Genomic DNA, 13,445 nt, shown 5'->3' on the forward strand with positions numbered 1-13,445 from the left:
CTGCTGTCCCGACTCGGATCAGCTCATTTATTTTATCACAGAACTTTTCGTTTGTCAAGAACTTTTTTAAATTTATTTTTTGAAGTTCTTTCGAACTTCTTTGCTGTTCTCTCGATCAGCAACTCGTTTATTTTATCAAACTCATTTGCTTTTGTCAAGAACTTTTTTCAAGTTTTTTTGAAGCAGTTTTTGAAGCCCGCGGCCGCCACCCGGCTCCGAACTAGGTTTTTCTGTTTCAAAAGAACTCATTCACTGTAGCTCTCGCTGACAGCTTAGTTATAATAACACCCCCGAAAGCAAAAGTCAACACCTTTTTTCGAATTTTCTTATTTTTAGAAAAATACGGTCAATTCTGCATATTCAGTATTTTATCTGACTATTTCTTTTTTTACTCCATCATCAAAATCTTTTTCGGCTGATATCGTACAATCTGGTATACCATAACCATAGAAGAAGCCAGCACAACCCCCATTCCACAAAGATACAATATTATAATCTGCTGTGTCTTAATTGCAGCCTGCACACCGTTCGAAAGATCTACAGCTATTTTTATCACATTCGCCAAAGGATAAGAAAAAATTACCCCCGCTGTAATTGCCAGCAATACCGGGCAAAAAGATTCCATCAACATCTGCAGCATAATCCGCATCTTTGTTTCTCCAACAGAAAGAAGAATGCCAATCTCAAACATGCGATCCCGCAAATTCATAAGAATCAAAAAACTTAATGTGATAGTTCCAAGGATTACGGAAACTATCACCATGAGATTCGAAATCCCTGCCAGGCTCTTCAGGCTGTCGGCCACCGCTTTATAAGCTGAAACATTTACCGTATAGTCCATATCATATTCTTCTTTGATATATTCCGGCATTTTTTTCGCATCTTCAGCAAACGCTCTTCCTTCTTCCGGGTCCTTCAACTGCAATGTAATTTCTTTTACATTATCATTTTCATTCATCTCATAAACTGGTGTATCCAGGGTATAGATAGCATTTGCTGGGTTATTATATACCACATTTCCACTGTAAGCTGCCTCGTTCGTACTGTAAATACCACTGATTTTAAATGTATACCGCTCCTTTGTGTATGGTGAAAGAACAGCTATGGTATCTCCTATTCCCAGTCCATTCCGTTCCGCAATCCCATCACTGACTACCGCTTCTTCTGCATTCTGCGGTACATGTCCCGAAATCAGTGTAACTACAGAAGAAACAGAACTAAAATACTCGACAGGATCAGATGATCCCTCCACATAAATATTTTCTGTTCCATTTTCTTCCTGTCCGTCCATAATTTCAGCTGTAAAGTTATCCGCCAGAGCAGCTGTCACCGTATTACAGCTGCCAAACCGAATTCTTTCATCAGCGCAGAGTTCCAAATATTTTTGATGTGAAATCGAATTCACACCGCGCGGCTCTTCACTGTATATCTGACGCTCATTCGATACAAGCACGCTTCCTCCGATGCTCGTCCGAATCTCCCATATCCGTTCCCGACTTGCCGCGCGGATACATAAGCCAAACAGGATCAGGATGGATAAAATCAGGAAACTTAAAAACATCAGAATTGTATTTTTTTTATGATAAGAAATACTGCGAAATGCTCTTTTGATCCAGTTCATAAAAACTTTCCCTCCCCCTCATGTTTAATCCTGCAATTTTTTCTTTTCCAGCCGTACCACCACATCTGCCTCCGCGGCAAATGCTTCCGAATGTGTAACTGCTATTACACATTTCTTATCTTCATGAGCCAGCTCTTTGAAAATTTTCACAATGCCAGCCGCCGTATCAACGTCCAGATTTCCCGTCGGCTCATCCGCAAGAATCACCTCTGCATTTGTCGAAATCGCACGCGCAATCGCTACGCGCTGCTGTTCGCCTCCTGAAAGTTTATTGATATTGCGGTTCATCTGATCTTCTGTAATTCCCATTCGTGTCAGAAGTTCCCGCGCCCGTTCTTTTTTGTTTTTAATCGGATTTGACGTAATTTCCATTGCCGCCAGCACATTCTCCAGCGGGGTCAGATAAGGCAGCAGATTATACGCCTGAAACACAATTCCAATCTTGCTGTTTCGATATCTTGTATAGCCAATTTCCCGGATATCTTTTCCTTCAAAGCACACGCAGCCGCTCTTAGGTTCTTCCAGCGCACCCGCCAAAGTCAGCGTCGTTGTTTTCCCCGATCCAGAAGGACCAACAATCGTGTAAAGAGTACCCTTCTCAAATGAATAGCTGGCTTTATCCAAAATATCAATTCTCTTTCCGCCGCTCTCGTAAAAATAGCTTACCTCTTTTAATTCCAGTTCTGCCATATTGTTCCTTTCTACTATAATCTAGTCGCCTCTACATTTTTCCAGTTCTCACTTCCGTAAGAAACCCATCTTTTACCAAATATACTTTATCAAATTTTTCCAGTTTATCATAATGATGTGTAATAAAAATCACAGATTTTTCCGGCATTTCTTCTGTTATAATTTTATAAAGATATTCATTGGCTTCTACATCAAATCCACTGGACGCTTCATCAAAAAGCATAACCGGCGCATCTTTCAATAGTGCCCGTGCAACCACAAGCTTTTGTCTTTCTCCTCCTGAAAGAAATGCTCCATCATCTCCTATTTGTGTTTTTTCTTTTTCTGGAAAACGTTGCAAGTATTTTTTCACGCCACTTTTCCTTAGTACCTCATTCAGTTTTTGTCTGTCTGCTTTCCCCTCCAAATCTATATTCTGCACAATGTCCCCCAAAAACAACGCTGATTTCTGACTCACAACAGAAAAAAGGCTTCGGTATTCTGATAATTTTAGCACTTTTATATTTTCACCATTACATAAAATTTCTCCTTCTTCCGGTTCATAAAATCGTAATAGTAATTCCAAAATTGTTGATTTTCCACTTCCATTTTTTCCAATAATAGCCACTTTTTCTCCCGGCTCAAGTTTAAAAGATACTTTCTTTAACACTTCCCTATCCTTTGTATACTGAAATCTCACATTTTTAAATTCTAATATTGGCGAAATCTCTTTTTCCACTCTTTTACTTCCACTTCGTTCCTCTTCCATATTCAAAAATGTATAAAGTCGTTCAGCGGACGGTTTGACACTTGCAAAATGCATACGCAGATCAATTAAACTATTTACCGGTCTTGTAACATAACTAGAATAAGAAACAAAAGCAAAAACTGAACCTATGGAAATTTTTCCCACGAACACCAAATATCCACCAACTAAATAAATAAGAATTGTTACACCCCACTCTAAAACAGCATCCCCAAAAATATTCCATGTCTCAATCATGGTTCCTTTCATTTCAACCGCTAACGATTTACAAATCTGTTTTAAAAATTCGCATTTTCTTAATTCATATAGATTCCACAATTTAATTTCTTCCACAGTATTAATTGTATCGCCAAGCCATCCTCCAAATTGTTGCTCAACTTGAATATACATTTTCATGTTTTTCTCACGCTTTTTAGCAAGACATTTTACTAACACGTATTTCACTGGAATTACTATCACTACAATGCATAACAGTTCAGGACTCAACAGCATAAGTCCAGCAAGTCCACTAATTACACGAAAAACATACGAAAAGCTCATCACTACATATCTATCTGTCATAGACGCAACCTGAGATACATCGCATTGTAACATTTGCACTATTTCCATACTATTTTTCATTTGAAAATAATGTTTTTTTAAATGCAATAATTTTCGAAATACATTGCAATACAAGTTCTTATAGAATGAATTATGTATTTCTGCAAAAGTTTTTGCCTGCACAACTTCAATCATTAAATATACCAGCACACAAACAAATAAACCGGCTACTCCATTAACAATTTGGGGCATATTTTTTTCGAGTATTCCGATGTCTGTGATCTGTTTTATCAATAATGGTTGCAGAAATACAGTTACTGTAGAAACAATAGTGCTTATACTCAAAATACCTATTTCTTTTTTATATTTGAGTAACTCTTTTAAAAAATATAAACATTTATTATTCTCTATTATTTTCTTCATTGTTCACAAATATAATATTTTTAATCCTTTAAGCAAACACTGATTCCTATTAGTCCAACCATACACACCCCAAGAAATATGTCCATCCAGACTATTTTCCCACTTTGCTTTTCTCCACTCGAAGGAGCCTTAAAAAATACTTTTTCAAAGCCTGTATCATTTTTATCAAAATATTTTTGTCCTATAACCTCTTCTTTCGTTTCATTCTCCTTCTTCTCAAGCCAATACTGGATCGAAATTTCCTGCATTTCTTCACCACCATATTCGGCTCTTTGATTATCTTTTGCAAGTTCTTCCGCTATTTTTCCGCCAAAAATCTTCATCGCACTATCTTGACTTTCTTCATAGGGTTTTCCAGCTCCCAAAAATAAAAATTGTCCTACTTTCTCCACGCTATCTGGAATCCGTATTTTTGACAAAGAAGAGCAATACATAAAGGCATTATCACCAATGCTCTCTAAACCATCATAAAAATAAATCTGTGTGATTCTAGTTCCCTGAAATGCGCTTTTTCCTACCTTTTTTAGTGTTTTTGGCATTACAATGCTGATAAACCCAGCAGTTGTATCACTGTACTGACCATCTTCCGCAAAGGCAGATTCCCCGATTTCAACAATGCCTTCGGATATCTGCACTGCCCGAAGATCCGTTTTTCTCAAAAAGCAGGAATCTCCGATTCTCGTCACTTCTTTCCCACCTACTTCTTTCGGTGTGACAATCACGCTTTCCGTCCCGATATAGTTTCGTAAAGTTACAGTTTCATCTTCTTCCACGCTATACTGGTAATCTCCCTCTTGGAGCCAGTCTGCCTGTAGCGAAACCTGTGTCGTTCCAGATTCCACTGCAAAAACGTCTTCCCGCCATACCAGCACCAGAACCATCGCTACGATCATTATCATTCTTTTTTTCTTCATGAACACCTACTTTCTGTCCAGCAATATAGATGCCGGGCTTTCTCTAGTTATTTTGCCGACTTGCAGAATTAATATCAAAAGGAAAAGATCTAAAATACCAAGAATCATCCCCGTCATGATTTTCCAGTTCCACTCAATGGACAAATCCGTATCAACAGTTACTCCCGTTGATTCATACGCAGCTATTTCGCTTGTCGGGAGCGCGTTTTTAATATTTCCCGACAGATCTTCATTTTCCTGCTCCACTTTCTCAGCCTGATTCGAAATCATCCGATCTGCGAAATACTCTGCTGTTGGTGTCGCACACAGCGCCGCAAAAACCAGGGCAATCAAAACCGGAACCAAATTCTCCAAAACGAACTGTCCTAAAATCCTTTTTCTGTGTTCCCCCATCGAAAGTAAAATTCCAATCTCACGTTTTCGCCCTTTGACTGACAGGCTGGTCAGAATGCCGAACAGTAAAATTCCGGCAGTCACAAATCCTACGATCATATATCCTATCAGACGATTCAATTTTTCAACAGGTTTCGCAACCATCTCATACCATTCCTTGTTTCGAATCAACTGATAGGACCATTCTCCAGATTCCAAATCCTGCTGTGATATTACCATTGGCTTTACGCTGGAACGTATTCCATTTTCATCGGTCTGTACAACATCATCCACACTTCCTATTTTTATTTTGTTTTTTGTTTCTTCTATGAATGGTTCAACTGATTTTGTATCTTTCAAATAGACCGTAACTGTATTAAATCCCACATTTTGAATTTTTAATGCTTTCATAGAATACTCGCAGAAAATATCCAGTGGAATAAAAATTAAATTATTGTGCCAGTCATTCACAACGGAATCGGACTGATAAACCTCTGGAGTTCTGTAAATGCCTCGAATTTTGAAACTAATTTCTTCCGGGGCACTTACTTTATAGTATTCGATCGTTCCCTGCTCCATTTTATATTTAACAGTATCGCCCACATGGAGATGATTTTTTTCGGCGTATTTTTCTCCTACCACAGCTTCGTATTTGCCCCGTTCTCCGTAGCTCAGTCCGCTTCCTTCCACAATCCTGTAACCCTTTGCCAGAAAATAGGTATCGTATGCGCAGTCCAGTGTTCCAACAGCCGTCATCGTATACATGCCTGAATCTTTCAGATAACCTTTTAGGCGCTGTTGTGTCTCCTCGCTGATATATGTTTCCGTATCCACCGGATCAAGCCAATATGTTCCCGCTTCCATGGTGTACCCCTGAACATAATTGCTGTCAATGAACTTTTCTACGATTGCGGACGGGATCGCATATACAGTACATGATTTTCCAGCTTCTCCCTCGGCCGGCCCGCGCAGAGTAATAGAGTTGGCCAATGTTTCCTGTGCTCTTTTCACTTTATTTCCACTTGCAATTCCAATCATCAGCATAGAAAATATCGCCAGGAAAAGTACTAAAAACAGTATGATATACATCAATGTTTTCGCAGGAGTACTTCTTAATTTTCTGCTTGCTCTTTTCAACATATTCTTTCTTCCCCCTATATATTTCAAAATGCGACAAGCTTATGTTTAATTTTCAAGTGTCCAAATAATCCTATCGCTCAATTTTTCTATTTGAGAATCACTTTTAATATCAACAACTGATATTTTTTTCAAATGCTCAAAATCCCTTTCCTTGTCAATTAATTTTAAAAAACACATCTTTTTTTGTTCAAAACTCGCATCCATATCAATTGCAAATTCTGATATTCCAATATCATTAATTGTAATATCATATCTTTTTTGAACCTCATCTTTAACATGACTAATAAACGCTTCTTCATAGCGCATATATGGTAGCATCAAAACACTATAATCTGGTTCTATTGCACACATAAACAATTGTGTAGTAATGCCAAAATCATTAGAATATTGTGGATTAAACGAGAGACATGCTCCTGGTATCCCAACAATTACAATATCATAATCTTGTTCTAACCGCTTTACAGCCGCATTTATATTTATAATTATCTCTTCATTCCTATTTTTCCCATTTAAATATTTCTTTTCAAAGCAAAATGTATCTTTCCCAATTAATCCATTTAATCCAGAAACAATTGCTGCAACTTTATATCCTTTTTGTTTCAAACATTTTTGCAGTTCTAATTCCATTTTCAATTTTCCACTATTTTGTGTCAAACCCAAAACGCAAATAACCGGAATATTTATCTTTCTTACTCTTAAATCGTCACACTTTTTTTGAATTTTTAATTTTTTAGCAACAACGACATTTTCATAATGCTGATCTATCTCTAAACTGTTCCTGATATTATTAATAGAAACTATCGTTATGGATTTCTGCTTTGCTGTTTTCACCACGCTCTTTATATATTCAGGCGATGCATCGTGCCAACTTTCAAGAAGAATTAACACTTCACATTCTTTTATAATATTACCTATTCCCTCCTCTATTATTATCTCACTACCATCACAACGTTGAATTTTTTTCCCGCAAAGTCCCCATGCTTTTATTGAAGCAATATGCATAATTTCACCATATCTACATTCATGTATGTTCTCAAATAGTGTTATACTTTCTTGATCTACCGGAAATATACCTACTCTTTTTAACATTTTCATTCATACTCCTCAAATTTATAACCAAGTTCTTTTAAAGTACAGTAATTTTTCATTGCCTCTTCAAATCCCCCTCTAACCTTCCAGCAATGTTTTTCTATTTCTTTATTTGAAATATTTTTAGTGTCATCTGCACATGCTATACAAATTGTGCAATGTTGATATGCCCAACAATCCTTACACCGGTCTTGCGAATATCGTTCTATATTTAGCAAATTTAACACTTTGTTTTTATCTATTCCTTTTTTTATATCACCTATTTTGGAAACTTCTGATATTTCACTCACTCGCTCACACGGATATATATTTCCTTCTGCTGTTACAAAAATTTTTTTCGCGCCTGGAATACAGGGACCACTATGATGATTTACCTTTGAAATCTCTTCTTGCATTTTTTCCTCATGTTGTTTAATTTCTCTCATTTCATTATCAAATTCTTCTTTTACTGCTCTAGCCACAAATTTTTCATTAATTCGTTTTAATTTTGAAAGAAAACATTTAAAATATTCATATTCCTGTTCTTCAACAAATTCTCCGCTAAATTCACATTGTTTATCCGTATAATTATCATTCAAAACAGATATTCTACTCAAATTTTTCGAAATCAGCCTATCTTTATCCAAAAACTCATATATTGTTCTTAACTCATTTTGGGGATCTAACACTGTGTTGAAAGACACATTTTTTTTATAATATTTTCTGTCCATACTATATATCATTTTCATGCTATCTCTCAATTTTTCAAATGATCCTCTATTACTTCCTGCAAATATTCTATTTTTATCGTGCACTTCTTTAGGCCCATCCAAACTAAACATAATTTGTATATTATTTTTAATAAAATACTGAACAATTTCTGGTGTAAACAACGTTCCATTAGTGGTCAAATTAAAATGTACCGTTCTTTGGCAATATTCTCTCTTCACATACTCAACTACTTCTTTTATCAATCTGAACATTAATAATGGCTCTCCGCCATAAAATGATATATATATGTCTTCGCTAGACATCGAATGCCCATACAAATAATCTACTGCTTCTTTTGCAGTTTCCCAGCTCATTTCTTTTTGACTATGATTTCTATTTTTGTAATCACCAGAATAAACACAATAACTGCAACGCAAATTACATTTTTGTGTCACTTGCAAAACTAACTGATTCATTCTATTTTCTAAATAAGATTCTAAAAAGTCCGTAGCAAAATGTTTTACCTCTTCTACCCGCGTTCTTTTCAAATATCCTTCATTTATTAGCTTTTCTATTTCTCTTTCCGCTTTTTCATCCCAAATATTGTTTTCCAAAAAATTATATGTTTCGAAAGACACCTGAATAATTTTATCAGTATTCACATCATATACATAATATTCTTTTGCAGTTTTGAAACAATGAATAAATGGTTTATGCATGTTCTTTTCCTCTTGTTTTATATGCTATTTCTTTGTTAATCAATTTTATTATGTCATCAAATGTATCAAATTTTCCAGCCACAATATCTTTTTCCTTAAAATGAATATCAAATTCTTTTTCTAACTCCACATATACATTTATCAAATCTCTTGCGCTGAATTTTAGATCATTTCCTAAAAGCTTTTGATTTTTCCAGTCTTTTTTCTGTTCTAAATTTCTATATTTCTTTAATATATCTTTCACTTTTTCTTCTATCATTTCTATTCTCTTTCATCAAATCTACTATTGTCAGCATTTTTACTCTACAACAAACATATCAACATTTTAACAAACGCTATTTCAAAGGATCTATAATACTTCTAGCCATATTCTTAAACGATTTTTTATAATGCTTAAATCAACTTTTAAACTTATCCTCTAATTAAAATGAGGACTAGAGGACTACCACTAATTAACACTGTAGCAGCCCTCATCTTTCTTACATTTTAGTGATTAGCATTAGATCCAAATACACTTGTGTATAACTGATTCTGCGCCTGAGCTTTCTGAACATAGGCAGACCCACACGTAGAAAAGCATGTGCATGAACACGGTCCATTTGCATAAACACTCACATTATTTCTTCCCTTATGTTCTTTCTTTTTAAGCGTTTTCTTCATTTGAATACCTCCCTTCGAGCATAATTTTATTACCCATTGCGATCGCAAAAGTAATCCAGTAAATTTTAGTCGTCTAAAAGTTGCATTATTATCCATTTATATGCGTTATAACAATTTTCAAACTGCATTTGCTCCATCCTTGTTTTCACATTCCATCCTTTTTTATCAAAAACCTCAAAATCTATCAAACTATTACTTTCAAATATATTTTTATCCGTTTGAATAATAAGCACATCTGGATTGTATATTGTATTTACTGCCATTATTAACGTCTCTGTCACATTCCCATGCGTATAAAATTCTAATGGAATTTCTGCCACGCAAGACTCTTTTAGGTTCTTTTCTGATGTTAATACTATACACTCATAGTCTTCCTTCCCAAAACACTCATATAACAACTTTGCCCCAATAACAGTACGTGTTAAAATTATCGGAATTGACCACGCTTTATTATTCACAATCCCATTCCATTCCAATTCTTTTTCATAGATACATTTGTTTATATGATTCATAATAAATTTTTTTGCATCTTGGTATGAACCTTTTTTATTTTTCCTTAAATAACATATCAAAAGCACAGTAATAATCGGAGCTGCAAAACTATTTGATTTGTATTCTTTCCCAACAATCTTCTTTAAAACGTCATCAAAATTTAACTGTATCGAATTCATTTCCGAAAAAGGAAATGATTTAGACACCGAAATTTCTTTTTCCTGCAATTTAGCAATATAATTTCTTACCCCGAAAACCCCATCAAAGCATGCCGGCCATGTAGGAAAGTTTGTATTTGATAGCGCTGCACATAATATCATTTTATTAGAAACCATTTGTTTTATAATATTTTCTATCTTTTTTGCATCTATATAATTTGTTGTTCCAACACTCATATGCACAAGTTTTATCTTTTCTTTTAAGCACCATTCTAACGCCGCTTTGAATGAATCAATGCTACCTCTTTCCCCTGTTTCCATAATTTTTATAGAGATAAATTCTACCTCTGGGCAAAAATATTTGATGATACTATAACACTTATCGCCATGTGTTAGTTTATATCTCTTTCTAAACAGATTATCTTTTTTTTCAGAATTGCACAAAACAACTTTTTTATTCTCATCAACATAGTATTCATTCTCACTCAGAAACAGCCCCCCTGCTGTCCCGTCATCTATAATTACATATTTTCCATCGTTTTTTTTATTTTTCATATGCAAATAGTCTTGTTCAGCTTTTCTTTTTCGTCTACATACTTACATTATATCTATATTTCTTCTTTTTTCAATGTGCTTTTTGTACATATTTTCAGTTTTTATTCATTATAAATTCACATAAATATTTTTTTCACAAAAACATGTAATTTTTTTTATATAAATACGTATATTTATAGATATTTCTTTTCATATCAGTTCAACCCCCATATTTTCCACAACTCTCAACTTTTTCCACTAATATCCTATTTGTTCTTTCATTTCCATTCTTATCCCCTTCTATCTAGCAGATTCTTCCGCTCTCAACTTCAGAGAAAAAGCGGTCGGCGTGTGGGCGGCGGATGCGGTGGGAGGGGAGAAACGTGCCGGGGCGCGGGGCATTGATTTGGGTGGGAGCGGAACCTGACGCGGACGGGACGGAACGGGGGAGATGAAATCCGGCTCACAAAGCCGGATTTCAAGAGACACTGAGTCGGGAAAACATCAGTTTTCCTGACGAATTGTCTCGGTGCTCCCCCGTTCCGTCCCATCCACGCCAAGGTCTCCGCCCCACCCAAATCACAGCCCCGCACCCCGGCACGTTTCTCCCCTCCCACCGCATCCGCCGCCCACACGACGCCCGCTTTTCCTCGTCCCCCCTCCCACCAAAAAACGGCCCCACAAGGAACCGTTTTTTCTCATCTTATAATACATTCTTCAACAGCATCAGCACCGGATTATTCTCCCGAATCCATGCCAGCGCCATATCGCCCTGGATCTGCTTCATGCATACATTCCCCCAGTGTGTCGCCTGAAAGCAGTACACCACCGCAAAGAAAATCCAGATCCACAGCACCGCACGCACGACACCAAGTCCTGCTCCTCCCATGCGGTTCAAAAAGCTGATCCCCGGAATCTCCGCAATCAATTCCACAATTTTCACCGCAATCGTCACGAAAACAACGGCAAGCACCAGCGTCAAAAAGAAAGCAATCCCTTTCATAATCTTTTCCGATACCGCCTTCGCCGCGTAGGATGCCAAACTGTGCAGCTGTTCCTCCTGGTACTCCCGCACCGCGCCGCTTCCGAGGATCTGGTTCACCAGCTCCTCCGGCACGCCCATGCTCTCCAGCCATTTCTTCTGCACATCCTGGTTTTCCCCCGACAGAAATTCATTGTTTTCAAATGTCTCTAAACATTTCTTCTCCACATACTGCGGCAGCGTTGTCCGCTCATTCAGCACATCCGTTACATACGGATTCATCCAGATCGCCAGTCCTGTCACCAGAATCAGGGACACCATGGACAGCACTGTCCGGACCAGCCCCTTTCGATATCCAGCCAGCGCGGAAAGAATACACACCGCAAGTAATACGTATCTCAGCCAATTCATGTTTTTCTTCTCCTATTTCAGCCGGATCATCGAAACGCCGTCCTCCTCCGCGAGCAGATACCGGTTCTGCCCCATGCCGAGGATCTCGTGAATCTGTGTTTCGCTGACCACGCCGCTGTACTTCTTTCTTCCATTTAAGGTATATACACACAGTTCCTGCCGGTTCGTCAGCAGAATCTGTTTTTCTTCTATCTGAAGGTTCTGGTAATAGAAATCCAGATTTTCATCCGCAAGCTGTTTTCCTTTCAGATTGTAGATTTTCATCCGGTACGGATGATCGTCACTCTCCCCGCGCAGAATCAGAACCACGCGGTCGTCTGCATACGCGCAGCTTAAAATTTCTCCATCTTCTGATACGCTCACTGTCTCTTTCGGCTTGTTCGTTCCTTCATAGATGCGGAAGCCGTTGTCAAAGAAGGCAACCCATGAGGATGTTCCCGCGGTTTCGATCTGCGGGCACAGCATATCGGTATAGCTCGATGAACTTGCAAGGTTGTCCACCAGATCCTCGCCCCTGCTCCCGAAATTGTAGAAAGCGACCTGTGATTTCATCTTGCCGCCGTCTTCGTAAGCGTAGGAAACCGCCATCCAGAGTCCGTCCGAAGAAAGCGAGAGATCCATCGGATAGCCCGGACTGTCCATATTCGGGTGGGAGGAGGCGATCTCCGTTCCATCGGTATTATAGTATTTGATCCAGCTCTCCCCGTTGTTTTCCAGAATCGCCGCAACGACGCCCTGGCCTGCAACGGATGCTTTCACGATCGGATACGACGCGGTAATTTCGCCGGCCTTTCCATCGGCATCGTATACAACAATTTTGGTTCCGTTTTTATCGTAAATGGCAATTGCATCGCCGCAGGATATCATCTGCGGATTTTCCATGGTATAATGATCGCTCCAGAGGGTCTGATTTTTCCGGTCGCGCAGTTCGATGCCGTCGATACCGTAGCGCACGATCTTATTTCCGGATTTCTGAAACATATACGTATCGGTGTCCTCGGTCTCTGTTGCCTGTACTGTGTCGTATCCCTGAAAAGTACGCAGCTGAAGCCATACCCCTGTACCAATTCCGGCCGCGAGAATGGCTCCTGCAAGGATTCCAACGGTGATCCGGCGTCTGCGTTTTCTTTTTCTGTTTTCTGCTTTATACTCCTCAAGATCCCGGACTTTTGCTCCGTTCTCCTGTTCTTCTCTGTTTTTTCCGTCCATTTTCATTCCCCTTATGTTCTTTTCGGACTTATTTTCTGCCGCCCTTTCGGCCGCAG

General features: G+C 38.0%; 11 protein-coding genes. All 11 read right to left on the reverse strand.

Annotated features, from left to right (window positions below):
• Positions 1-388: 388 nt before the first annotated feature.
• The 11 genes from DWX00_RS11375 to DWX00_RS11425 all read right to left on the reverse strand — a co-directional run bounded on the left by DWX00_RS11375 (position 389) and on the right by DWX00_RS11425 (position 13,389).
• On the reverse strand, positions 389-1,621 hold the full coding sequence (locus DWX00_RS11375) for an ABC transporter permease (RefSeq protein WP_055226878.1): 1,233 nt from the start codon (positions 1,619-1,621) through the stop codon (positions 389-391).
• Positions 1,622-1,645: 24 nt separating this feature from the next.
• Positions 1,646-2,311: an ABC transporter ATP-binding protein gene (locus DWX00_RS11380; protein WP_055226876.1), complete on the reverse strand. Its 666-nt coding sequence runs from the start codon at positions 2,309-2,311 to the stop codon at positions 1,646-1,648.
• 31 nt (positions 2,312-2,342) lie between these two features.
• A complete protein-coding gene (locus DWX00_RS11385) occupies positions 2,343-4,019 on the reverse strand; it encodes an ABC transporter ATP-binding protein (protein WP_055226874.1) in 1,677 nt (558 codons plus the stop codon).
• 20 nt (positions 4,020-4,039) lie between these two features.
• A complete protein-coding gene (locus tag DWX00_RS11390; RefSeq protein WP_022463281.1) occupies positions 4,040-4,933 on the reverse strand; it encodes a leucine-rich repeat domain-containing protein in 894 nt (297 codons plus the stop codon).
• A gap of 6 nt (positions 4,934-4,939) precedes the next feature.
• Complete coding sequence (locus DWX00_RS11395) at positions 4,940-6,349, reverse strand: ABC transporter permease (RefSeq protein WP_158554998.1); 1,410 nt, start codon at positions 6,347-6,349, stop codon at positions 4,940-4,942.
• Between the two features lie 141 nt (positions 6,350-6,490).
• On the reverse strand, positions 6,491-7,534 hold the full coding sequence (locus tag DWX00_RS11400; RefSeq protein WP_055226872.1) for a DUF1611 domain-containing protein: 1,044 nt from the start codon (positions 7,532-7,534) through the stop codon (positions 6,491-6,493).
• A 2-nt stretch (positions 7,535-7,536) separates the two neighbouring features.
• Positions 7,537-8,943 (reverse strand): Cys-rich peptide radical SAM maturase CcpM, encoded by a 1,407-nt coding sequence (gene ccpM / locus DWX00_RS11405; protein WP_055265672.1) that lies wholly within the window; start codon positions 8,941-8,943, stop codon positions 7,537-7,539.
• Positions 8,936-9,202, reverse strand: a complete 267-nt coding sequence (locus DWX00_RS11410) for a hypothetical protein (RefSeq protein ID WP_055226866.1) — start codon at positions 9,200-9,202, stop codon at positions 8,936-8,938. The genes ccpM and DWX00_RS11410 overlap by 8 nt, the downstream gene beginning before the upstream one ends.
• A 466-nt stretch (positions 9,203-9,668) precedes the next feature.
• Positions 9,669-10,808, reverse strand: a complete 1,140-nt coding sequence (locus DWX00_RS11415; RefSeq protein WP_055226864.1) for a hypothetical protein — start codon at positions 10,806-10,808, stop codon at positions 9,669-9,671.
• A 682-nt stretch (positions 10,809-11,490) separates the two neighbouring features.
• On the reverse strand, positions 11,491-12,180 hold the full coding sequence (locus tag DWX00_RS11420) for a CvpA family protein (protein WP_055265670.1): 690 nt from the start codon (positions 12,178-12,180) through the stop codon (positions 11,491-11,493).
• A 12-nt stretch (positions 12,181-12,192) separates the two neighbouring features.
• Positions 12,193-13,389 carry a DUF5711 family protein gene (locus DWX00_RS11425; RefSeq protein WP_117805072.1) on the reverse strand — a complete coding sequence of 399 codons (1,197 nt, stop codon included), beginning with the start codon at positions 13,387-13,389 and terminating at the stop codon, positions 12,193-12,195.
• Between the last annotated feature and the right edge of the window lie 56 nt (positions 13,390-13,445).

Origin of the sequence: Blautia sp. AF17-9LB (assembly GCF_003479185.1) — a bacterium.
Lineage (GTDB): Bacteria > Bacillota > Clostridia > Lachnospirales > Lachnospiraceae > Fusicatenibacter > Fusicatenibacter saccharivorans.